The 23,556-nt window shown below is 46.2% G+C and carries 16 protein-coding genes; 6 read left to right on the top strand and 10 right to left on the bottom strand.

What is annotated here, in order from left to right; all coding sequences use genetic code 11:
• Positions 1-66: 66 nt before the first annotated feature.
• Together NBH07_RS13250 and NBH07_RS13245 are read right to left on the bottom strand one after the other, a co-directional pair.
• Positions 67-3,234, bottom strand: a complete 3,168-nt coding sequence (locus NBH07_RS13250) for a UvrD-helicase domain-containing protein (protein WP_156682340.1) — start codon at positions 3,232-3,234, stop codon at positions 67-69.
• Positions 3,235-3,246: 12 nt separating this feature from the next.
• Positions 3,247-3,591 carry a translation initiation factor gene (locus tag NBH07_RS13245; protein WP_156682341.1) on the bottom strand — a complete coding sequence of 115 codons (345 nt, stop codon included), beginning with the start codon at positions 3,589-3,591 and terminating at the stop codon, positions 3,247-3,249.
• A 210-nt stretch (positions 3,592-3,801) separates the two neighbouring features.
• Between NBH07_RS13245 and NBH07_RS13240 the strand changes: the two genes are divergently transcribed.
• On the top strand, positions 3,802-6,111 hold the full coding sequence (locus tag NBH07_RS13240; RefSeq protein ID WP_172986028.1) for a sensor histidine kinase: 2,310 nt from the start codon (positions 3,802-3,804) through the stop codon (positions 6,109-6,111).
• On the opposite strand, the gene ispF is transcribed toward NBH07_RS13240, so the two are convergent.
• The 5 genes from ispF to NBH07_RS13215 form a co-directional block, all read right to left on the bottom strand.
• Positions 6,080-6,565 (bottom strand): 2-C-methyl-D-erythritol 2,4-cyclodiphosphate synthase, encoded by a 486-nt coding sequence (gene ispF / locus NBH07_RS13235; RefSeq protein WP_008773883.1) that lies wholly within the window; start codon positions 6,563-6,565, stop codon positions 6,080-6,082. The two genes, NBH07_RS13240 and ispF, sit on opposite strands and share 32 nt — an antisense overlap.
• Before the next feature lie 6 nt (positions 6,566-6,571).
• Positions 6,572-7,774, bottom strand: a complete 1,203-nt coding sequence (gene porV / locus NBH07_RS13230) for a type IX secretion system outer membrane channel protein PorV (RefSeq protein ID WP_005861221.1) — start codon at positions 7,772-7,774, stop codon at positions 6,572-6,574.
• 91 nt (positions 7,775-7,865) lie between these two features.
• Complete coding sequence (porU, locus tag NBH07_RS13225) at positions 7,866-11,279, bottom strand: type IX secretion system sortase PorU (protein ID WP_156682342.1); 3,414 nt, start codon at positions 11,277-11,279, stop codon at positions 7,866-7,868.
• On the bottom strand, positions 11,276-11,890 hold the full coding sequence (locus NBH07_RS13220) for a fumarylacetoacetate hydrolase family protein (protein ID WP_005861219.1): 615 nt from the start codon (positions 11,888-11,890) through the stop codon (positions 11,276-11,278). Before NBH07_RS13220 ends, porU begins: the two co-directional genes overlap by 4 nt.
• 3 nt (positions 11,891-11,893) lie before the next feature.
• Positions 11,894-12,544: a redox-sensing transcriptional repressor Rex gene (locus tag NBH07_RS13215; protein ID WP_005861218.1), complete on the bottom strand. Its 651-nt coding sequence runs from the start codon at positions 12,542-12,544 to the stop codon at positions 11,894-11,896.
• Positions 12,545-12,562: 18 nt separating this feature from the next.
• On the opposite strand from NBH07_RS13215, the gene NBH07_RS13210 reads away from it, so the two are divergent.
• Positions 12,563-13,348: a BRO-N domain-containing protein gene (locus tag NBH07_RS13210; protein ID WP_009276451.1), complete on the top strand. Its 786-nt coding sequence runs from the start codon at positions 12,563-12,565 to the stop codon at positions 13,346-13,348.
• A 180-nt stretch (positions 13,349-13,528) separates the two neighbouring features.
• Here the strand turns inward: NBH07_RS13210 and NBH07_RS13205 are convergent, their stop codons facing one another.
• Positions 13,529-16,360, bottom strand: coding sequence for a DUF6383 domain-containing protein (locus NBH07_RS13205; RefSeq protein WP_009018358.1), 2,832 nt, complete (start codon positions 16,358-16,360; stop codon positions 13,529-13,531).
• 1,055 nt (positions 16,361-17,415) lie between these two features.
• Between NBH07_RS13205 and NBH07_RS13200 the strand changes: the two genes are divergently transcribed.
• Positions 17,416-18,237, top strand: coding sequence for an Rpn family recombination-promoting nuclease/putative transposase (locus tag NBH07_RS13200; protein ID WP_009018359.1), 822 nt, complete (start codon positions 17,416-17,418; stop codon positions 18,235-18,237).
• Between the two features lie 90 nt (positions 18,238-18,327).
• Here NBH07_RS13200 and NBH07_RS13195 read toward each other — a convergent pair whose 3' ends face one another.
• Both NBH07_RS13195 and NBH07_RS13190 read right to left on the bottom strand, forming a co-directional pair.
• The gene (locus tag NBH07_RS13195; RefSeq protein WP_005866769.1) at positions 18,328-19,782 is read right to left on the bottom strand and encodes an aminoacyl-histidine dipeptidase; all 1,455 of its coding nucleotides are present in this window, start codon (positions 19,780-19,782) and stop codon (positions 18,328-18,330) included.
• Between the two features lie 50 nt (positions 19,783-19,832).
• Complete coding sequence (locus tag NBH07_RS13190) at positions 19,833-20,846, bottom strand: lysylphosphatidylglycerol synthase transmembrane domain-containing protein (RefSeq protein WP_005861208.1); 1,014 nt, start codon at positions 20,844-20,846, stop codon at positions 19,833-19,835.
• Between the two features lie 95 nt (positions 20,847-20,941).
• Between NBH07_RS13190 and rsmA the strand changes: the two genes are divergently transcribed.
• The 3 genes from rsmA to NBH07_RS13175 all read left to right on the top strand — a co-directional run bounded on the left by rsmA (position 20,942) and on the right by NBH07_RS13175 (position 23,554).
• Positions 20,942-21,742 carry a 16S rRNA (adenine(1518)-N(6)/adenine(1519)-N(6))-dimethyltransferase RsmA gene (rsmA, locus tag NBH07_RS13185; RefSeq protein ID WP_005861207.1) on the top strand — a complete coding sequence of 267 codons (801 nt, stop codon included), beginning with the start codon at positions 20,942-20,944 and terminating at the stop codon, positions 21,740-21,742.
• A 15-nt stretch (positions 21,743-21,757) separates the two neighbouring features.
• A complete protein-coding gene (gene mgtE / locus NBH07_RS13180) occupies positions 21,758-23,104 on the top strand; it encodes a magnesium transporter (RefSeq protein ID WP_005861206.1) in 1,347 nt (448 codons plus the stop codon).
• 111 nt (positions 23,105-23,215) lie between these two features.
• Positions 23,216-23,554, top strand: a complete 339-nt coding sequence (locus NBH07_RS13175) for a CidA/LrgA family protein (protein WP_005861203.1) — start codon at positions 23,216-23,218, stop codon at positions 23,552-23,554.
• The last annotated feature ends 2 nt before the right edge of the window (positions 23,555-23,556 follow it).

The following is a 23,556-nucleotide window of genomic DNA, read 5'->3' as shown; positions in this document are numbered from 1 at the left end:
TTGACTGTATCGTTTTATACTAAGAATCTGCAAAAATATTCATTTTTACCGAATATCAAAAATATATCACTTATTCACTGCCTCTATTTTGCCTAACTCTACGTACCAAAGGTATCCATCGACCCGCTCGAAACCCATTTTACGAATTAATTGCAGGTAATTTCTTACCTGATTAGGATGGCGCTTATCTTGCCGTTCGCCAAATTTATAATCCACGACAATTACCTTGTTATCTTTTATCATCACCCGGTCCGGACGTTTAGACAAGCCTTTACCGAACAGGATATCCACTTCATTCAAGACACGGGCGGAACCATCATACCAAGCCTTTACCTCCTCCGCTTGCAATAATTCTTCCAGACGGCTGATCAACTCCGCCGCTTCCTCCCGATTAATCACCCCGGCTAACCGATAACTTTCGACCGAAGCGGGAATATCTTTCGGCGTACGTATCCGGCTCAATACCTCATGCATCAAGGTACCGTGCTTCCGCCTGGCATTATCGAAAAAGAATCCTTTCCCATGCAGGCGTAATTGTAAACGATCATCCGGGGAAACGGAATACAGGCGGCTCATGGGGATTTCCTCCAGGGTATCTTCTGCCGTTCTACCCGAAGCTGGATGCCACCATTCGCCCCTTTCAAAGGTATCATCCTCGATCTCCGTCTCCACCCCCGCCCACAATAGATCGGCGATGGAAGTTATCTTCTCAACCTTACCTTCCTTGTTGATCTTCCTCGGACGTGGGGAGAATACGATCAGTTCTTCTTTCGAACGGGTAAAAGCGACGTATAAGGTGTTCAAGTTATCGATGAAAGCATGCAAGCGTTCCTTGAAATAATCCTTGGCGAAAATCGTGCTACTCAAGATCTGTCCGTAACGGACAGGAACTAAGTGCAGGCGGTCAAACGGCTTCTTCTCCGGGTGGCACCAAAGGATAACGGGCTTTGTCGGCTTATGGTCGATCTCCCAGTCCCCGAAAGGAATGATAACGACCTTAAAACCTAAGCCCTTGGATTTATGTACGGTCAAGATGCGGATAGCGTTTTGCCCATCCGGGGTAGCGATCGTCTTTTGATAACCGGTCTCGTCCCACCATCTCAAGAAACGGTTCAAATCCGCGCTTTCTTTTTGGGCGTACTCGGAAACCATATCCAGAAAGGCTTGCACGAATACCTGTTCCGTTTCCGGGAAGTAAGCGGAGAAGTTACGGAAAAGCCCTTCGGTTACCTCGTACAAGGATTGCCGGGAGATAGACTGAAGGTTTTGGAAAACAGACTCGTCCGCCTCGCTCTCCCCGAATTTTCCGGTTAATACTTGATAGGCATACATCGCCAATTTCCTGTTCGTCCGGTCCTCCGGATTTCGCAAATAGCGCAATACGGCGATCAGGAAACGGACCGCCGGAGAACTACCCACGAACAGAGCATCATCGGAGATGATATCGTAATTGTACCGGTCGGACGGATGCTCTTCCTTATAGGCAAGCAACGTATCAGCCACTAAAGCGCCTTCTTGATTGGTACGCACGAGTATGGCGATATCTTTTAGCGCGTAACCGTTATCCTGCAAGCGCTCCAAGGTAGCGGGCAATCGCTCCATCGCCTCCTGCTTCCAGTCCTTATCCTCATCACCGGAGAGGAAATCGATCCGTACATGTCCATCCTTCTTCTGGAAGGGCGGGGGGACACGCTGGGAACTATCGTCGTAGGCCGCCATGATCCTCGCGGAAAAGGCCGTGCGCTCTTCCTCGCTTAATGAGGAGTTTTTCAACGCCTCATTATATAGATCCTGCAGGATCGCCGGGGCGGCGGTAAAGAACGCGTTATTAAACTCCACGATATGGCGGCAGCTTCGCCAATTATCCTTTAGGGTATCCTCACGGACTTGCTCGTCCTCGAAATCTCTGCGGACTTGCTCGTCCAATAGCTTCCAATCCGAGTTACGGAAACGATAAATACTTTGTTTCACGTCGCCAACGATCAGATTCGCCCGGCCATTCGCCAGACTCTCCTCCACCAAGGGGCGGAAGTTATTCCACTGCATGCCGCTGGTATCTTGGAACTCATCGATCATATAATGATCTACGTGCGTACCCGTCTTCTCGTAGATAAAGGGGGCGTCACTGCCGCTGATGACCTTATTCAGCAACTCGGTCGTATCGGCGATCAGCATGACATTCTTTTCTTCCCGGTAAAAGGCGATTTGCCGGGAGATATCGGTTAAGATCCCTAACGTATAATAATAACGTACGATCTCCCGGGCCGTGTTATAGGCCGTCAGGTTGGCGAACAGGGATACGATATTCTTTACGCAGGCATTCAACCCTTCCTCATATACACACCCGATGATCTGCCGGAGACCCGGTGGAGTCGTCTTGGTCGTATAGGCATCCGGATTATCCGGCAAAGCTTGGAACGTGGCTGTCGGCTCTTTCATCTCACCTTTCGCCAGCTTCTCGAAATAGAAAAACGGGGAACGACTTCCTCCCTTAAAATCCGAGGGTTGTAAGGCGAACTGTTTCAGCAACGCCACTCCCTCCTCTCCTAAACGTTTCGCCTCCGCCTCTACGGAGCGGATAATGGCGTATAGCTCATTCTTATAGGCATCGAGCGCCTGCTTATCCGCGATATCCTTACCTACTTCCTCGCTAAATGCCTTATAACTCTCCTTAAAGACCTCCCGGCTGAGCGACATGATGTCTTGCCGCAAACTCCAGCCGCCTCCATCCTCGATCTTGTCCTCGGCGAAACGCAGCAGCCAACCTAGCAAATCCTTGCTCTCCGGCTTCTCCAGATCGGCCAGCAGGTTATCGATCGCCTCGGTCAAGACCAGTTCTTGGTCCATCTCGATGCCATAACCGCCTTGCAAGCCGATCTCGCGGGTAAAGGCACGCATCGTTTGCTGGAAAAAGCAGTCGATCGTACTGATATTAAAAGCGGAGTAATCGTGCAGGATAGCGACCAGAATCTTCCGGGCCTGCTCCCTCACCTGCCGCTCCGTCAAGGAATAGGCGGAAGAGAGTAGCTGGATATAATCGGACGCACGGCCGGAAGCGAGGTGATAAAGTTCTTGAACGATACGGGTTTTCATCTCATCCGTCGCCTTATTCGTAAACGTCACGGCCAAGATCCGGCGGTAAGCGCCCGGCTGGGAGAAGAGCAACATCAGGTACTCCCCTGTCAGCTTATGCGTCTTGCCCGCCCCGGCGGAAGCCCTATAGATTGTTAGCATAGCGATCGGGGATTAGATCGTACGGCTTTTCGAATAGCCCTCTTTCCGGAGGATATCCAACACCTTGGCACGCAGGTCACCTTGGATGATTATCTCCCCGTCCTTAGCGGAACCGCCTACGCCGCATTTCACTTTCAAGAGTTTCCCCAAGGCGATCAGATCCTCGGAAGTGCCCCGGAACCCGGTGATCAAGGTAACCATCTTCCCTCCCCGGTTCCGCTTATCCAAGGATATGCGCAAAGCTTGTTTCTCCTTCGGCAACGTATCTTCCTCTTCCGTATCTCCCGTATTATATTGAAAATCGGGATTCGTGGAGTACATCACGCCTAATCGATCTTTCCAATCATTATTCTTCATAAAAATACCACTTTATTGGCTCAAAGCTACGTATTAATCTCCGAATAGGCAAACAAGGGCGAAAAGGCTATCCTATCAAGATGGAACTATTACCATTTTACTACATATAAAACCTTTATTTTCAGGCAAACCTCTTGCTTAATAAAGCGGAATCACTACATTTGCTACCAGAATCACGTTTGCTACATATATCGCTTAGAATTAACGGCCATGAGAAATATCATTCTTTTTATTTTTATTATACTAACGGTCCACTTGAACATGAGCGCACGAGGCTCCGGCGAGAAACCGTCTATAGTCGTACTGCACTCCATCAACTTCGAGGAAAGCTGGACGAAACAGACCTATCTTGATATAGAAAGAAAATTCGGGGAGGAAGGGTTTACCGTAAAGGCGATTCCCTTACAGATCCCCGGTATCCGCACTATGGAAGGGTTTCAAGAGAAGAGAACAATGATCCTAGAGAGAGTTCCCGTGCCACCCACCTTAGTCGTATGCATAGGAGATCCCTCTTGGCTTGTCGCCCGCCCGTTGTTCGACAAGGAATGGAAAGATATTCCCTCTATCATCTGCTACGCCAGAGATTATATGTACCCGAAAGAAGAGTACCTGATAGACCTAGATAAAAACGTGCTCGATACGCTGGTTCCCATCACGGACGTAGTAAAAGGCTATAACGCCACTTTTATAAAATACCCAGTCTATATCAAACAAACGATCGAGCTAATCAAAAAGCTACAACCGGAATTAACCAAACTGGCCTTTATTTTTGACCGCCGTTATATAAGCCAGCAAACGAAAGCGGATGTAGAGGCCGTGCTACGGAAAGATTTTCCGGGCATCCAATTCGAGCCACTGTCTACCACCTCCATTTCCACCGAGAACTTATTGGACAGACTGGCCTCTTTCGACAATAAGACCGGAGTCCTTTATTACTCATGGTACAGGACCCGGAAGGATAACGAGAATCGTTACCTAGTCGATAACGTCCAGAAAATGACCAATAGTTTCTCCGTCCCCCCAATCTTTACCTTGCAAGACGTACAAACAGAAAACGGGAATTTCGCCGGGGGATATTATGTTTCTCCGGAGGATTATGCGCAGGTGACGGTCAACACGATCGAAATGATCCTCTCGGGGAAAGATAGTAAGGAAATCCCGATCCAGACCGCGGAAACCCCGAGGGCCTACCTAAATTACCAGCATCTATTGCTTCACCAGATCGATCCCGGCCTATATCCCCCGAACGCCACGTATTTCCAAGAGCCTCCCGGTTTCTTACAGAAATACAAGATCCATATCATAAGCCTACTCGTCATTCTGGCGTTATTGATAACGATCGGGATCTTACGGGTCCGCCTCTTCATCCAAAAGCAAAAGGCCAAAGACAAGGAGCTGCAAATCGCACGCCAAGCGCAAGACCTGAACCAGAAATACCAGCTCGTCTTGAAAGCCAGCAACATGATGACATGGATATGGGACGTAAAAGAAGCACGGCTCGAATGTAACAATATTTACCTGACCCAAAGATCCATTCGCGACAAGGGAATCGACGGCCAATTCTGCATGTCGGCGGACGAGTTTTATAGCGGCATTCACCCCGAGGACTTGGAACAGATGCAAGACGCAATCAATAAACTAATCGCCGGCGAGAGCATATCGATCGACGAGGAGATCCGTTATTTAGACGATACAGGGCTCGAATATACATGGATAGAGATCTTTGCGATCGTAGGGAAAACCGATCCGGAAGGAAAACCCGCCTACTTAACCGGAGGTACTACCCTCATCAACCAACGGAAAAAAATGGAACAAGAACTGAGGGACAAGGAGAAGATAGAGGAATCCAACCGGTTGAAATCCGCCTTCCTAGCGAACATGAGCCACGAGATACGTACCCCGCTGAACGCTATCGTAGGCTTTTCCAACCTGCTAGCGGAAACTTGCCACTCCGAGGAGACGAGAGAGTTCTGCGAGATCATCGAGACAAACAACGAGCTTCTCCTTCAACTCGTGAACGATATCCTAGACCTATCGAAGATCGAGGCCGGGCAAATGGATTTCATCTATTCCGAGTTCAACGTATCCACGCTATTCCGGAGCTTATACCAGACCTTCCAAAGCCGGGTGAAAGACGGTGTCACTCTCTATTGCGAGATACCTGAACAGGATTGCGTTATCTATTCCGAGAAGAATCGCTTGACCCAAGTGATCACCAACTTCCTCACGAACGCCTGTAAGTTCACGTTCCAAGGGTCTATCCGCATGGGATACAAGGAGAGGGAAGATGGATTATACTTTTACGTAAAAGATACCGGAAAAGGTATTGAGCGGAAGAACCTCCCGCACGTATTCGAGCGTTTCGCCAAATTCGATTCCTTTATCCAAGGAACCGGACTCGGACTATCCATTTGCCAAACGATCCTAGAGAATCTTCACGGGAAGATCGGCGTAGAGTCGGAAGAAGGAAAAGGGAGTACTTTCTGGTTTACGATCCCATGCGCTGTATCAAGACCGTAGCGTAAGCCGAGATCCCTTCCTGCCGTCCGGTGAAGCCCAGCTTCTCCGTGGTAGTAGCCTTGATAGAGATATCCTCCTCGTCCACGTTCATGACCTCGGCCAGCGTTTTCTTCATCAGAGGGATATGGGGATTCAATTTAGGGCGCTCGGCGGCTACGGTGGCATCGATATTACCCAACTCATAGCCCGCGTCTCTTAAAAGCCTCATGGTATCCCGGAGCAAGATCTTACTATCGATATTCTTATATTCACCAGCCGTATCCGGGAAATGATAACCGATATCCCGCATATTGGCCGCTCCCAATAAAGCGTCACAGATCGCATGGATCAGCACGTCCGCATCGCTATGTCCCAATAGGCCCAACGTATGCTCGATCTTAATCCCGCCTAGCCATAATTCCCGGTCCGGCACCAAGGCGTGGACGTCATAACCAAAACCTACCCGTATCTTCATACCCATTTATCTGAAAAGGTTCTTGATTCCATCCATATCGAACGACAAGGAGAAACGCAACGTCTGGTCCAACGGGTTACTCTGTACCGTACTGATCAGATAAGCGGCATCCAACTGGAAAACGCTCATGCGGAAACCTGCGCCGACCGAGAAGTACTGACGGTTTCCCTGATATTTATTCTCATAGTAATAACCGCCGCGAACAAAGAACTGCTGATTGTAATTATACTCCAGACCGATAGAGGCCATAATCTCCTCCAGCTCGCCCTTGAAGCCATTCGGCGAGTCGCCGAATGATTTGAAGATACCCGTGATCGGGGACATATTGTTATATTCATCATGTTTTTCCTTATAAGCAGCCTCATCCTCGGGAGTCGTACCTTCTTGAATAGGTTCGGTAGGAACTAAATATTTACTCAAATCCACATAGATACCGATTTGGTTATAATCATCGATCGGATACAGTAAACCAGTTCCAACCTTTAACATCGTAGGCAAGAATTGGTTGGTATTTCCACCGTCGTAAGAGACCTTCGTACCGATATTGGAGACATTAAAACCAAAGCTCCACAGGCACTCGCTATTCCCTAAGATCACGTATTTCTCCAGATAACCGGCGATATCAGCGGCAAAAGCGTTATCCGGAACCATATCCGCATCCGACGAGGCACCCATGTCCGAACGAATATAGCGCAAGGCGACCGCCATAGAGAACACATCCGATAATTTACGGCTATAACTTACATCAAAAGCCATCTCATAAGGATTCAATATGAGCTGATTACCCATTCCTCCATCCCGGCTTTCCTGTACTTCTCCTAAAGAGAAATAACGCAAAGAAGCTCCGATCGCCTGCATATCGCTATCGCCTAATTTATAATAACCGGCCAGATACGCTAAAGCCACATCATTCACCAATTTACGTAACCAAGGCGTATAGGACAAGGCGACTCCGGCCTTACTATAGCTAAAAGCATACTTAGCCGGGTTCCAGTATTGGGAATTCACATCCGGCGTAGTAGCCACACCGTTATCACCCATAGCACCTCCACGAGCGTCGGGCGCGATAGACAAAGACGGTATCGCCGTATTAATCGGGGCGAATTTATGTTTAACATCGTCTGCGCCTCCTTGGGCATATAAAGCCGTAAATGCCGTCAAAAAGCTGAAAACCGCTAGTAACAGACTGAATCTTGAAACTCTTACCATATATTCTATTCTAAAAATACATTTACATTTATCATTCCTAGAGGGTAATAAACATACCCCCATGCTTATTATAAACTAATTACCCGATACTTTATTGTGCGAGAATGATTAATTTATTCGCTTTCGTCGCCTCTTTCGAGTTATTCGTACTAATCGCCGCCCGATACAGATAAACTCCCGGGCGCAACCGCCTGCCACCGTTATCCGTCAAGTTCCAAGTTACGATATAAGCCTTAAACAACTCGGAGGAACCGCTCTTCTCGGTACTCCATAGGAACTTACCGGTCATATCATAAACCATAACCGTCACCTTTAAGTTCGACTCCGGGCGATTGTGATGCAGAAAGAATTCCACTTGATCCCGTGCCGGATTCGGGGTGGCATACATCTCGATCAGATTAGGTTTCAACCCTTCCGCCACCTCAAAAGTAAAGGTATAGGTTGTGGAGTTATTTAAGATATCCCACACCTTAAACTCGGCCGTATGCATTCCCGGCTCCATCTCGGGGATGGAGAACTGGACAAGTCCTTCCCCTTCTTTATCGGGTAATAGTGCATAGTAATTATTCAAGTTATAACTCATGGAAGGCATACTGTCGACCGTCAGCATGATATCATGCCCTACACTACTACCTGTTATATTCACACCGCTCTTGTCCCACAGCCTAGCGACAAAATAAGGAGTCGTATTCACTTGATCACCCTCTACAAAACTAGAATCATTCAAGTAAATCTGCCGGATCTCAGGGCCGATCGTATCTGCCTCCGCATTATCAGCGGTACCGCCAACGATATAATTCAAGAAAGATCCTTGTGCCTCATGCTTGTTCACCTCATCCGAGGCGTAGAGATTCAGTTTTCCCTGCTTATTCGAATAAGAGATATCTTTCGGTACCATAAATGTAAAACTAAATTTTCCTTGCCGTACCGAATCTTGCCCGATATAGATCGTATTCGGGTAATCTGTGTAAGAGAAGCGGACCGTATCTCCTTTTTCATTCGTATTATTGCCCAAGGTGGTCAATGAAGCTTTACTATCCAGCACCGTAGCATTTAGGATACCGGTAAAATCGTTAGCCAAGCCCTCTTTCGTATCTAAGATCTCTCCCTCCACCGTTATTTTCTCCAAAGCCTTAAACGTAAAAGGCTCATCTGATATGGCCTTGCCGTTCACGGCTGTCACTTGCGCCTTATACTCCGGATAGGAGATTCTCAAAGCAGGGTCACCTATCAAAATAAAATTAAGTTTATTGATACCAGACAGTTTCCGCTTGGTCTCCATCATGGCCTCGCCCAAGGTACGGGCCCGTCCGTCACTCTCCCTCTCAAAGAGATTGCGGTAAAGTTCCTTATTCAGTGCCGAGTTACCGCTAGATACAACCACACGGGTTGTCGTAAACAATGCGATCCCTCCACTTTTCGCATTCAAGAAAACAGATTCTCCCGCCGAGGTATTCACGTCATCGAAACGGGTAAAATCGCAAGTCGCCGTCACCCAAATGGGTAGTTTCGTATAAGTAGATTGTAAGATATCCGTCTGTGTCCACACGTATTCGTCAGACCAAGCGGTCGTATTACCATGCCCCGTATAGTTAATCAACAGTTGCCCTTTCTTCAATAATTCAGAGATCCGCTTACGTACATCCGGATACGTTCCGCTATTATCTCGCTTAAACGCATCGAAATAAACTTTATTCGTTAGGAAAGCCCCATGATTTTCCTCTATAAACCGGGCCAGCTCATCAGCTTGTTCCGCATGACTACTCGTATAGTGATCCGCATTGTTACCATCATCCGCCACGAAGGTGATTTGGTTTTTCCAGCCGCCTCTGTCCTCGTTCCGCATATAACCGATTACCTTATCTACCATTTGGGTAGCCTCCGTTACCGTCCGCACGGGGAAACGTCCTACACCTATGCAAATACTGTTCGGCTTATCAAGTGCCTCCTCGGATACATTATCCAATAGCCCATAATAATCATCCGTTACATACGAGAAATTAGAATTATAGAACAATCCTGAATATTCAAACAAGGACGCTCTCGACTGATAGGTCAGCAACATATTATCCCTTGCTATATTTTTCACGTCCGAGCAAATTCCCCGGTTGTCGTAAATACCATCGCCAAACAATAACAGGTATTTTGGAGCGTTACCGGCAGACACGCTACGATCGTAGAACATTTTCATGAACCGGCGGTAAGCGGTAGCGTCAGGCGCACCGCTTGAGAACTCATTATAAATCGACTGAGGATCCACGACTTCCACGGTCAATCCGTCTGTTGCCCGGTGTTCCTCCGCCAACCGTTCCGCTTGCGTTTGGAAAGCTTTAGCCGCTATGATGATCATGTCTTTTTGCTCCAAGGCATGTAGGTTTTGATTCTCCACCTCACCGACAACCTCCGGAGAGATAAAGCTCTGATCCGTCCGTACCAAAACGAACTCCCGTAAGGTACCGGCAGGAATAGAGAAAGTAAGTTCGGAGCCATTCAATTCCGTCTCCATCAGTCTTACCCGCTGAGCATCCGTCACATCAAAGACCAAGGTATTCGCGTTTGCGCCCTGTACCACGAACCGGGAAACATTTCCGATAGAAGCTATACTACGAAAAAAAGTATAGGCCCCATACGGCTGCAAAGTCCTCTTAAAATGTAACCGAACGTAATTTAACCGTACATTGTTATGAGAAGCCGAATTATAAGACACGACCACACTGTTTTTCTCACTCTTCTCGCCTTTCCATACCGCCGTGCTTACCCCTTCTAGCGCCTTCACATATTCCTCTCTATTCGAGCGGATCGAAACGTCCAGAACATTAGACTGATTAATACTCAAAGAAGCGACTCCCGTACCGGAAGTGACTTTGGATACAAAGCTCATGGTTACCTTAGCGTCTTCATTCGTGATTCCCGGAATTGAAGAGAATGTTGATAGGGTTCGGGGGGTAGCTCCGCTAAAATCTTCCCCATACAGCTCCCTACCCGATTTCGCCAACGATACTAATTCTTGCTCATGCACCAAATAATCATCGTAAGTCGTGATCCGATTAGTCGCGCCACTCGCTTGAGCCACGGAAGTCATATCATTCGTCGGAGTGGCATCGGTCACAAAATAATAGCCATACAATGAATAAGGATTATTCGTATGCACGAATGTCTGGCTCGACGAGTCATACTCCCATTTAACCGGCCCTTTCCCGTAGAATAACAGGTAATCACTCCCACGCCAAACCGGTGTAGAAGGGACATCATCGATATATTCCTTACTGAAATCCTCATCCAAGGGCCATCCTCCATAGCCATGGACAGAGACTTTCGATGGGTCCGAGAAACCCATATTCTTCAAATCCGCATAGGATAATTTGTAGATTCCGGTCTTATCCACCCGGATCTTCACCCATTTCCCCTCCGATAACAGGGATTTAGAAGCATAACGGCTACCATCCGCCCATGTATATGAGCAAAGTAATAAACCTATAATGAATATATATATTAATCTTCTCATCTCACATAAAAATCCAGAAGCTTCCGCTCGCCAAGATATCCCTCCAGATGATCGTCGATCTTCACGGGACCTACGCCAGCAGGTGTTCCGGTATAAATCAAATCGCCTATTTTCAGCGTAAAGAAGCGACTTACGTACGCAATAATCTTATCTACCGAAAACAGCATATTCGAGGTATTGCCTTCCTGTACCTTCGAGCCATTGATATCCAGATGGAACGGAAGCCGGTTTACATCCCCCGCTTGCTCCAGCGGAATAAAGGTCCCGATCACAGCCGAATTATCAAACGCCTTACTAATCTCCCACGGTAGCCCTTGCGCACGCAATTTATTCTGCAAATCCCGTGCCGTGAAATCAATACCGACCGTAACCTCATTATAATAACGATGAGCGAAACGCTCGGCTATATTTTTCCCCAAACGGTCTATCCGTACCACGATCTCCGTCTCATAATGAACTTCCGATGAAAAATCCGGAATAAAAAACGGTTTCCCATCTTTCAACAAAGAGGAGTCCGACTTCATAAAAATAGTAGGCTCTGATAATTCTAACGAATGATGCAGCTCTTTATTGTGAGCGGCATAGTTCATTCCAACGGCGATAATCTTCATATTTTAGTGATTCATTGAGTTCAATCGATTAAACATAACAGCTAAATGCGCATACATAGAAGTATTCTGGACTACGATATGTTCCGGCACCCGTATACGGAAGGGGGTAAAATTCCAAAGAGCCTTGATTCCTCCCTCGATAATCCGGTCTGTCACCTCCTGCGCTTTCTCCACCGGCACGGTGATCACCCCGATCGTCGCGCCATATTCTTTCTGCTTGGCAGGAAAATCATCCATATGAAAAACGGGAATGCCATTGATCATGCTCCCGTCCAAATCCTCACGGACATCAAAGCCCGCCACGATCTCCAAACCATATTGGCTCAGTCCGGTGTCATGCAACAAAGAAGCGCCCAGACTCCCTACCCCAAACAGAAATGCCTTATGCTGGGATGTAAAACCGAGGAAATCCTCCAATACGTCAACCAACGCGTTAATATCGTATCCCACTCTCGTCTTCCCGGAGATATTCACAAAAGAGAGATCTTTAGCGACCTGACTAGGATCTACATTAATCTCCTTAGCGATCTGGGTAGATGAGATAAACGCTTCCCCTTTCCCTTTCATCAACTTTACGAACGCAAGATACCACGGCAACCTCCTTAACGTAGGTTCCGGCACTTTCCATGCCTGTTTTATATCATCGCTGGCCATTGTCTAATTCTCCTATTCATGTATAACATTCGTGCAAGCTTACAAAAGTACAAAATTAAAAAGATTCACCAAAAAAGCCCCGATCGAGAAACTGTATTTAACTACCACCTTAACAGTGGTCTCACATTCAACAATCACGGCTTCGATACCGGCAAGTATGACGATCCTAGCGTTGTCGCTATCCTAACAGATAGTCCTAATCCTAGCAATTACTGGAAGGTGTTGAAACATAGGCTAAGAAAAGAGGGAAATGAGTCGGTTACAAATTGTAACCAACTGAAATTACCTTCTACCGATGGGAAATACTACAAAACCGACGTAGCTACGACAGAACAGCTGTTCCGGCTTATCCAATCCATCCCATCCCCTAAAGCAGAACCTTTCAAGCTATGGATGGCCCAAGTGGCAAAAGAGCGATTGGATGAAATGCAAGACCCCGAGTTAACGATAGATCGAGCCATGAGGGAATATAAAGCGTTGGGGTACTCGGATAATTGGATTAATCAACGCCTTAAAAGCATCGAGATACGTAAAGACCTAACCGATGAATGGAAACGACACGGACTACAAGAGGGCGTTCAGTTTGCTACCCTTACAGATATCATCTATCAAACGTGGGCCGGTAAAACTGCCAAAGAAAAGAATCCGCAACATCTCGAAGAACACGAAGTTATCGCCAAACAAGGAGGAAAAGCAGCAGAGGCCGCCCGCAAACAACTTGAAAGCGATTTAGGCCACTCGGTAATCTCTCCCCTCAACGCTAGAACCGGATTGAGACTTAAAGATAAAAACGACAAAGAATAGACAAAAAGCCCCGATCGAGAAACCGACCGGGGCTTATTCTTTTTCCGCTTTCTTGCCTCACGGAAATACTGACGGAGAGCTTTAATTTTTTACTTTAGTATTAATATCCCCGCATGTTCTACCTCACGGTTTACTTGAAGACGAATCTCCGCACGGGAATCTTAGAATTATATATCTTTATTATTTAACTACCACCTTAACAGCGGTCTCACCTTCAACTGCTACGGCTACGATACCGGCAGGTACGGCGATAGTTACGTTATCAGATGTAAGAACTGTCTCAGCGACTACCTTACCTAAGATGTTAGAGATAACTACTGATTTACCTGCGGCACCTTGGATAGTTACGGTACCGTTATCAGTTGTCACAGACACACCCTCAACAGCGTCGATAGTGCCATTTGAGGTCGGGATTACCTCAGATTTAGCAACACCAAACATGGCGGCTTCATCCATCTTCTTAACCATCACCAATACGTCGTTACGAGTAGCTACATATTGATTTGACTTCATGTTCTGCAAAGACACGCCACCATCCGGGTTCAAAGCGAATGCCCAATTAGCCTCGTTATCATGCTTCTTCACATATTTAGCCGTATCCGTAGCGGTATATAATTCCAAGGAATCAGTGCCTGCCACATACTTACCCTCGATAAACGCTACGCGAGAAAGACCTTCCCACTTATAAGCGTTAGCCGTAGAATCCTCTACGCTTACCATATACAAGCTATTGCCGGCCTTTACCGTAGCAGAATCCAAACCCTGCTTAGTAGAGATAAAATACAATGGTTTCGTCTCGTCCGTAGCATCTGCGGTATCAACCCACAAAGCGAAGTTCTCGGCCTCGAAAGCGGATCTCAATTGACCGACACGTTTCAAGGAAGCGAAATTGTCATCCGTACGAGTGATAGACATAGCGTCATCGGAAGCCAAAGTAATGATCTTATGACCTGCCGCCTCTGCTTGGTACTCATTCTTCTCATTCTCGAATACGAATACGGTAGGAGCTACCGCTGTAGAAGCAGATTTCTCGATAGCACCCGTAGTAATGTTCGCGATAATATAGTTACCGTCCATAGAAGTGGATGCCAACTTACCCTTTGTCTCATCTGTTTGAGCATAAGCCAACAAATACTGACCTTCAGTGGCGGTAGCCTGGAAGAATACGACCACCGTGTCATTCTGCGTATTATAAGCCTCTTTAGACAAGACAAACTTATTCGCTTTATCATAGGCCAGATGTCTGTCACCATAGCGTTCAACCAACATATAAGCCGTGCGGCTCAAGGAATCTTTCGATGTATAACCAAACTTCTCAGAGTCATAAGGTTTCACCGTAAAGAACTGTCCATCGCTATTAGCGGCGAAAATAGAGGAATCCTTGGATGCAATGAAGATGCTATTGCCAGCGATAGATTGAACACGCAAAGTAAACGATGTGTTCGCTACCTCTGAATCAGAGAAATGTCTATAACCAACATACTTGCCGGCTTCACCAGCTGCGGTAGTAAGAGCTGTCAACTTATAATCCGTACCATTGATACGATAGATACCTTCTTTATCGGTCTTATAGTAAGCGCCAGAAGCCTCCTCAAGCTTATTACCATACGCTCTGTTATACAAAGAATAGTTGTTCTCACCTTCATGAATCATGATATACTGTGTAGCAGGAACTAAGGCAGAAGCGACATCCAGGCTATCCTTATTAGTAGATGCATTATTAGCACCATAATACTTACTCAAAGAACCATCATCCTTCACTTTCTGGACGGCGTAAGCTACTTTCGTATTCAGATCAGAGATTGCGGAGCCAGTCTTAAACGTGATCTTTGTAGAAGGAGCTGTCGCATTTTCTATAACAGAAACCTCTTTCCGATCAGACAATTCTGCCACATATACATACCAAGACTTACCAGATGCAAGAGATTTCTCTTGCACATCATCCTTGTAATATCCGCTTGTCTTCTTTGCCTGTAAACCAACCACCTCAATATTCATGGAGGCTTTATCATAATTATACGAGGTCACAAAGCGATAAGCGTTAAGTACACGTCCTGGAGCGGGCTCCACTTTAGTAATCTTTCCGGCGGCATCTTTCGTTATTTTCAACGTATCTTGAGTAAACACAACACCTGTCGTACCCAATCCTGTAAAATAAGTAGTATCAGCCACCAAGTAATATTGTACCTTTTGTTTTGCCGCATTCTCAATAACCTTGCCACTAACAGCGAAGAAAGCTGTGTCACCAGCTAAAACCGCAGGAGAACTTACAACAGGAGCATGATCCGCATCAGAATCTAATTCGAAAGTACCAGTCGTACTTCCATCATGTAAAGCTTCCGCTCTTAACATAGATTCTATGAAGAGATTTTTCTCACCATTTGCAGCCGGAGAGAACGCTAGCTCAAAACCTTTACCTCCATTTTTCTCATTCAACTGCTTGGCAGACATATTCGCTGCCGCAGGTACGTCTTCCTCTAGCGCAAGCATACCACTTGTGGGAGGGGTAACTCCTGTCTGTTTCTTTACTTTTACAACGCCACTCTCCTCTACGAGATAATAAGTATTACCCCCAGATACGGAATAAATTCCAGAAGCCGAAGAAGAATGCCCCTTCCATCCCCAAGTATTTACGGCACCACCAGAAATGATAGCATTCGCTTCCTTAGCGTCGAAAGCCAATACCTTTCCTGTTTTTCTGTTCGTAAATGTAAACAATGAATCACCGCTAGCCGCAATAGTCTTGTTGACTTTCCAGAAATAACGATCACTCAACAAATTATCCGGAGTATCCGTTCCCGCAGAGACTGTTGAGCCAGTCGCCTTGGAATTCAGCACGACACTATCCGTCTTCGCTATATCCACACCCAAATATTTTTCGGTTGAAGTTGGGGTAGTCGTGCTATATTTCAAACGATAATAATTACCGTTCGTCACATTCGCTACCGCACTTGTGGAAAGCGCACTTACTGCCAAGAAGACAGCAGCCAAAGTAGAAAACTTTTTGTTCATAATACTGAAATTAATATTAATACTAGTGTTTATTAAGATAATCAAATACTTAGCTCTATTAAACCGATCCCCAAACCACATAAAAACGACTAGTCTAAACGATCGTCTAGATTAGTCGTTTTTTGAGGGAGGAAAAGAGAGGTTCGTTTACGGAATCGGTTATTTCGTAACGGATAGCCTATTTGATTGATAAGAAAGAGGATAAGGGGTGAAAAAAATAGCCCGGAAGGGTTGCAGAAGTCGAAGAAACGCGTACCTTTGCAAATGACTAAAAGAATCGATCGTTTAAACTAGTCGTTTCTACACGATAATAGTATTTATGAATCATACAAACTTTACGCCTTTATAATAATGTACATACGTACATTTATATATCTATCCAAAAGTAACACGTTGACATTTTGTATTCTTAACTCCCGGAGAATCGATTTTTTCGAACAAAGGTACAGCTCGTTCCCAAATAAGTAAGAAAAAAATAGCAATCAACTAATTAACAGGCAGATGCTAAAAAACCGCCTTCCGTTCTAGCGAAATTCATTCATCGTAATTCATATCTATTGACTTCTTCGGGCTATCCCATAGGGTTACGACTGGGTTCTAACAGGGTTACAATACCCATTCACGACTACCGCCAACCCTATTCGTGACTGTTTATAATGCCCAACGGCAGTATAGGCGTTACCCAACGCGACTATATGTGCAGGCTTTTGTCGTATATCGTGCGTAAAAGGCCGTACTTTTTTATATAAAACCCCGATTATCGTCTCCCCCTTCCCCCTATTTCACAATACCGGCAAAAAGGGATTGCCACGATTTAAGCCTTATATCAAACAAAAAGTCAAGATAACAACCGTTTTCACGACATGAGATTCCTTCAAGATCCTAGATATTACGGCAACATTATGACCTTCAAAAAACACGTACGTCTTTTTCCGGAAACACGTACATGTTTTTTCAAAAAGACGTACGTGTTAAAAATAAAAAGCGTATCTTTACCGCAAGAGATGGAAAAAGAACCATCCCTTTCATATTAATCACTAAAACCTATAAACACTATGGGAAAATTTATCAATCCCTTCACCGATTTCGGCTTTCACCGGATATTCGGGCAGGAGGTACACAAGGAGTTACTAATCGATTTCCTGAACCAGTTGTTCTTCGGAGAGCACGACATTGAGGATATCACGTTCCTTAACCCGATTCAGACCCCCGAGACGCTGGATGACAGGGGAATCGTTTTTGACGTGCATTGCAAGGATAGCAACGGAAACCTATTCGTCGTTGAGATGCAAACCGGGGCACAACCCTATTTCCACGACAGGGGACTGTACTATCTGGCGAGGGCCATCAGTAACCAAGGGCAAAGAGGGAAGGACTGGAAATTCGCGTTGCAACCCGTATACGGGGTATTCCTACTTAACTACAAGATGGACGTGAACTCAAAGTTCCGGACCGATGTTATATTGGCGGACAGGGAAACCGGAAGGATGTTCAGCGACAGGATACGGCAAGTCTACCTCGAGCTGCCCTACTTCCAAAAAGAACCGGACGAGTGCGAGAACGATTTTGAACGTTGGATTTATTTATTGAAGCATATGGACACTTTAGAGAGAATGCCGTTCAAGGCGAGAAAGGCGGTCTTCGACAAGTTGCTGGAAGTAGCCGACGTGGCAAACCTCAGCAAAGAGGAGCGCATACAATACGACGAGGCTCTGAAACGATACAGGGATTATAAGAATACGATCGATTACGCGGAGGAGAAAGGGATATTGAAAGGGAAAGAATCTACGGCCCGTAACATGAAAGCCGAGGGAATCGCACCTCTCATCATCCAAAAATGCACCGGACTCTCCCTTGAGGATATAGAGAAATTATAAAATAAGCCCTCCAGCCCTATTCTCGCTAACCGAATGGTTAGAAGAACAAAGGCTGGAGGGCTTGTCTACTATCTATAAGGAAAGAGTTCCTTAGATTCTCTCCAATGTAGCTGTAATAAACTCCCAGATCTTCTGTACGGAATGAATATTCACTCGCTCATCCGGTGAGTGCGGATATTCCAAATCCGGTCCGATAGAAACCATATCCATATCCGGATAAGCGCCTTGGATGATACCGCATTCCAATCCGGCATGCATCACCTTCACCTCAGGTTCCTTACCAAATAAATCCAGATAGGTAGATTTCATCAAGTTCAAGATCGGGGAATTGATATTAGGCTGCCAGCCATTATAATGACCGGACTCCTCCACCTTAGCCCCTGCCAAAGCGAATACACTTTCCAGACTTGAGCAAACAGAATCCCTGCGAGACTCGGATGAGCTACGCACCAAGATTTTCACCTCGATCAACTCATCAGATGTCTTCACGATCGCCAAGTTAGAGGAAGACTCAACCGTACCCGGGAAATCATGCAACATGCTAATCACACCATTCTGGCAACCCTCGATCGCATTGATCAAATCATCCTGTATCTCCTCCGGAATCAACGTAGACGGCAATTCAACCATCTCCGCAACGAAATCGATCTTATCCTCCACACCCATATACTCCGTACGGAACATATCTTGGTAATCAGCCACTAGCTCCCAAAGAGACTCCACGTTATCACCCGGAATCGTTATCACGGCAAAAGCCTCACGAGGGATTGCGTTAGGCAAGGAACCACCCGCCACAGAAGACAAACGAGCGCCATAATCGCATACCGCCTCTTTCAAGAAACGGAAGATCAACTTATTCGCATTCGCACGCCCTAAATGAATATCCACACCGGAATGACCACCTTTCAAGCCAGCCAAGCTAACCTTGACAGCCACGTCACCTTCCGGAATATAAGTATCCTCCTTAAATTGGAAAGAGACATTCACGTTAGCGCCACCCGCGCAACCTACGAACAACTCCCCTTCCTTCTCGGAATCACAATTCAATAAAATATCACCCTTTAAGAAATGCGGCTTCAAGCCGAAAGCGCCGTCCATTCCCTGTTCCTCATCAATCGTAAACAGGGCCTCGATAGGTCCGTGACGCAAGCTATTGTCCGCTAACACGGCCATCGCCAGAGCGGCGCCCATGCCATTGTCCGCCCCCAAAGTCGTCTCACGGGCCGTCACCCAATCACCGTCTATGTAAGCGTCGATCGGATCTTTCTCGAAATCATGCTTTACGGAAGAGTTTTTTTGGGGAACCATATCCAGATGAGACTGCAATGTCACGGTCTTACGACCTTCCATTCCGGGCGTGGCCGGCTTACGGATCAATACGTTACCCACCTCATCTTGCAGGGTTTCCAGTCCCAATCCTTTACCAAAGGATATCATAAAACGGGTTACTGCCTCCATATGTCCGGTCGGACGGGGGATTTGCGTAAGGTCATAAAAATAACCCCATACATGCTTCGGAGATAGATCTTTGATTTCTGCTGACATAGATGTTAATAATTTAGTTCAGTTCATATTTAATACATATCTTGTATTCATCACGAAACAGCGACCGGAGCCTCTTTGTTCTCCCGGTTGGTGAGCGGCAAAGCCACCACGCCGAATAATCCGCACAATCCAGTCCATACCGTCTGTACCGTATGAACGACCAAGGCGAACGCCGCCGCGTCATTCTCGTTCACGCCAAAACAAACCAAGGTAGCGATCACCATGAAATGCCACGGTCCGATACCGCCTTGAACAGGCACCGCCACGCCGATACTACTCATCGTAAACGTGATCAGCCCGACCACGATACCCAAGTCCTTGGTAAAGTCGAAAGCATAGAACGTTATATAAAAGTAACAGAAATAACCTCCCCAAATCAATAACGTCTCTATCACGAAACGCATCTTATGCTCCATGTACCAGATACTCTTCATACCGGTCCATATATTCTTCAACATGCCTTTGGCTTTCTGTACCAGCGTAAAGTTACTCATATAAGTGAATACAAACCAAATTACAGCGACAAAAATTATCACCGCCACGTAAATCCATATCGAATTAAACATGGATTGGAACCCTTCGAGCAAAGCCGGGTTCTTGGCGAAGAAACTCGTAAAGAAGCTTATATTAAATATGAATATCATCAAGGTTATCAAACCGACCATGATCGTATCGCTCACACGGTCGATCAACAAGGTACCTAAAAGCTTGGTAAACGAGATCTTATCGTATTTCGTGATCATGCCGCAACGCCATACCTCGCCGACACGGGGCAATACCAGATTCACCGCGTAATTACCCAACACGGCGTAAATCACGTTACTCATCTTGAAACGCTCGCCCAAGGAACTGATCAGCAATCCCCACCGTAAACCACGGACGATATTGGCGAACAAGCCGAACAGTAAAGAAACCAGAATAATATCATAACGAACCCCCTCCTTGACTACTCGCCAAATCTCAGTGATATCCATTTTCCGATACAAAAACCAAAGGAGTAAACAGCCGAAGGCTAAAGGTAGAATTATCTTCAGAAACGTACGTAGAATGCTCTTAAAATCCATTAGGTATAGGGAACTTTAAATTATTTATTGTACTTTTGTGCATCCGCAAAGATAAGCATAATATTTAAAAACAAACACATTACACCGAAAAGTGGATGAGATTAGTTAAGCCAAAAAAAGCATTAGGGCAACATTTCCTAAAGGATCTGCAAATAGCACAGCGCATTGCGGACACACTCGATACTTTCAAATCCTTGCCGGTCTTGGAAATCGGACCGGGAATGGGAGTCCTTACCCAGTTCTTGCTGGAGGCGGGACATGATTTGACCGTTGTCGAGTTGGACATGGAATCCGTAGATTACCTGAACCAGAATTTCCCCGATCTGAAAGGACGTATCATCGCCGAGGATTTCCTGAAATTGGATCTCTCGAAGCTATTTCCGGGGCAGTTTTGTGTGATCGGTAATTATCCCTATAATATCTCCAGCCAGATATTCTTCAAAGTCCTCGATTATAAGGACCAGATTCCCTGCTGCTCGGGGATGTTACAAAAAGAGGTAGCGGAACGCCTAGCGGCAGGTCCCGGTAGCAAGACGTACGGAATCTTGAGCGTATTGCTTCAAGCTTGGTACGACGTGGAATACCTCTTTACTGTCAGTGAGAAAGTATTCGATCCGCCTCCAAAGGTGAAAAGCGCCGTATTGAAAATGACTCGTAACGACCGCAAGGAGCTGGGATGCGACGAGAAGTTATTCAAGACCGTAGTAAAGACCTCATTCAACCAACGAAGAAAAACGCTTCGTAATTCCATGAAACCCCTATTGGGTAAAGATTGCCCGGATTACGCCTTGCCGATATTCGACAAGCGCCCGGAACAGTTATCCGTGGAGCAATTCGTGGAACTGACCTTGATCAGCCAAAAGCATCTGGAGAAGCAGGCTGGTGATGTCCTATAATAATATAAGAGTCCAATGATCGAACTGACGAAAGATTACATCGAGAACCTGAAAAGCATCATCGAGGCCAAAGATGACGCGAAGGCACAGGAGGTACTTCATGAACTGTATCCTGCCGATATAGCCGAGCTTTATCAAGAACTGAACTTGCAAGAGGCCATTTATCTCTATCTATTGATGGATGGCGACAAAGCGGCGGATGTATTGATGGAGTTGGATGAGGAAGACCGTCATAAGTTATTGAAGGAACTTCCCAATGAGCTTATCGCCAAGCGTTTCGTCGATAACATGGAAACGGATGATGCCGTTGACTTGATGCGTGAGTTGGACGAGGATACCCAAGAGGAGATCCTTTCGCATATCGAGGACGTAGAACAGGCCGGTGATATCGTGGACTTGTTGAAATACGACGAGGACACCGCCGGCGGTTTGATGGGTACCGAGATGATCGTGGTGAACGAGAATTGGAGTATGCCCAAATGTATCGACGAGATGCGCAAGCAAGCGGAGGAGATGAGCGAGATCTATTATGTATATGTAGTGGACGACGACGAGCGCTTGAAAGGCGTGCTCCCCTTGCAGAAACTGATTACCCACCCATCCGTCTCCAAGATCAAGCATGTCATGAAAAAAGACCCGATCTCCGTTCGCGACAGCGACAGTATCGAGGAGGTTACGGAGACGATCGAGAAATACGACTTGGTAGCCTTGCCCGTAGTCGATAGTATCGGACGTCTGGTAGGACGTATCACGATCGATGACGTTATGGATGAGGTACGCGAGCAACACGAGCGTGATTACCAGTTGGCATCCGGTATCTCGCAAGACGTGGAAACCTCGGATAATGTATTCACCCAAACCGCCGCCCGCCTACCTTGGCTGCTGATCGGCATGATCGGAGGATTGGGAAACTCCGTTATCCTCGGTGGTTTCGAGAGCAGTTTCGCCACTAACCCGAAGATGGCGCTATTTATCCCGCTGATCGGTGGTACCGGTGGAAACGTAGGCATACAATCTTCCGCTATCGTGGTACAAGGCTTGGCAAACAATACCTTGAAGGAAGGGAATATCGTACCGCAAATCCTAAAAGAGTCCGTAGTTTCGTTAATCAATGCCAGCATTATCAGTCTGGTCGTGTTCATTTACAACTTCTTCATGCTGGGAGACCGGGGGATTACGGCCTCCGTATCTTTAAGCCTATTCGCCGTCGTAATGTTCGCCAGTATATTCGGCACGTTAGTTCCCATGACCTTAGATAAGATGAAGATAGATCCGGCCTTGGCGACCGGGCCGTTTATCACCATTACCAACGATATTATCGGTATGATGATTTATATGTTCATTACTTCCGCGTTAGCTTGATACCACGGGGGGACGGACGCCGTCCCTACAATGTTAAAATAATATGTTATAGAACATATCTACGAAATAGCTGTTATCTTTGTAGCGGTTATCAAAAAAGGTAGAAAAACTATGCTAACAGAAGCATTTTACATTCTCTTCTTCTATTTCACGGGAGAGTTTATCAGCTACTTTATCGACGGTTTCATACCGGGTAGCGTAATTGGGATGGTGCTATTATTTTTAGCCCTCGCGTTCAAGAAAGTAAAACCTGAAAAGGTGAAACGTCTTTCCACGGTTCTTACCCAAAACATGGGATTATTCTTCGTTCCAGCTGGTGTAGGGCTTATGAATTCCTTCGGGATCATCTCCGAGTATTGGGCAGTCCTGCTGATCGCTTCCGTAGTAAGTACAATTTTAGTCATCGCCAGCGTAGCGTTGGTGCAACAAAAACTGGAAAAGGGGAAATAGAC

This window comes from Parabacteroides sp. B2-S-102, from assembly GCF_023656665.1.
GTDB lineage: Bacteria > Bacteroidota > Bacteroidia > Bacteroidales > Tannerellaceae > Parabacteroides > Parabacteroides distasonis.
This window is presented reverse-complemented; position numbering and strand designations above follow the sequence as displayed.

Coding starts and splice junctions, on each gene's coding strand:
- NBH07_RS13250 (WP_156682340.1), bottom strand. CDS start 3,234: ATGCTAACAATCTATAGGGCTTCCGCCGGGGCGGGCAAGACGCATAAG.
- NBH07_RS13245 (WP_156682341.1), bottom strand. CDS start 3,591: ATGAAGAATAATGATTGGAAAGATCGATTAGGCGTGATGTACTCCACG.
- NBH07_RS13240 (WP_172986028.1), top strand. CDS start 3,802: ATGAGAAATATCATTCTTTTTATTTTTATTATACTAACGGTCCACTTG.
- ispF (WP_008773883.1), bottom strand. CDS start 6,565: ATGAAGATACGGGTAGGTTTTGGTTATGACGTCCACGCCTTGGTGCCG.
- porV (WP_005861221.1), bottom strand. CDS start 7,774: ATGGTAAGAGTTTCAAGATTCAGTCTGTTACTAGCGGTTTTCAGCTTT.
- porU (WP_156682342.1), bottom strand. CDS start 11,279: ATGAGAAGATTAATATATATATTCATTATAGGTTTATTACTTTGCTCA.
- NBH07_RS13220 (WP_005861219.1), bottom strand. CDS start 11,890: ATGAAGATTATCGCCGTTGGAATGAACTATGCCGCTCACAATAAAGAG.
- NBH07_RS13215 (WP_005861218.1), bottom strand. CDS start 12,544: ATGGCCAGCGATGATATAAAACAGGCATGGAAAGTGCCGGAACCTACG.
- NBH07_RS13210 (WP_009276451.1), top strand. CDS start 12,563: ATGTATAACATTCGTGCAAGCTTACAAAAGTACAAAATTAAAAAGATT.
- NBH07_RS13205 (WP_009018358.1), bottom strand. CDS start 16,360: ATGAACAAAAAGTTTTCTACTTTGGCTGCTGTCTTCTTGGCAGTAAGT.
- NBH07_RS13200 (WP_009018359.1), top strand. CDS start 17,416: ATGGGAAAATTTATCAATCCCTTCACCGATTTCGGCTTTCACCGGATA.
- NBH07_RS13195 (WP_005866769.1), bottom strand. CDS start 19,782: ATGTCAGCAGAAATCAAAGATCTATCTCCGAAGCATGTATGGGGTTAT.
- NBH07_RS13190 (WP_005861208.1), bottom strand. CDS start 20,846: ATGGATTTTAAGAGCATTCTACGTACGTTTCTGAAGATAATTCTACCT.
- rsmA (WP_005861207.1), top strand. CDS start 20,942: ATGAGATTAGTTAAGCCAAAAAAAGCATTAGGGCAACATTTCCTAAAG.
- mgtE (WP_005861206.1), top strand. CDS start 21,758: ATGATCGAACTGACGAAAGATTACATCGAGAACCTGAAAAGCATCATC.
- NBH07_RS13175 (WP_005861203.1), top strand. CDS start 23,216: ATGCTAACAGAAGCATTTTACATTCTCTTCTTCTATTTCACGGGAGAG.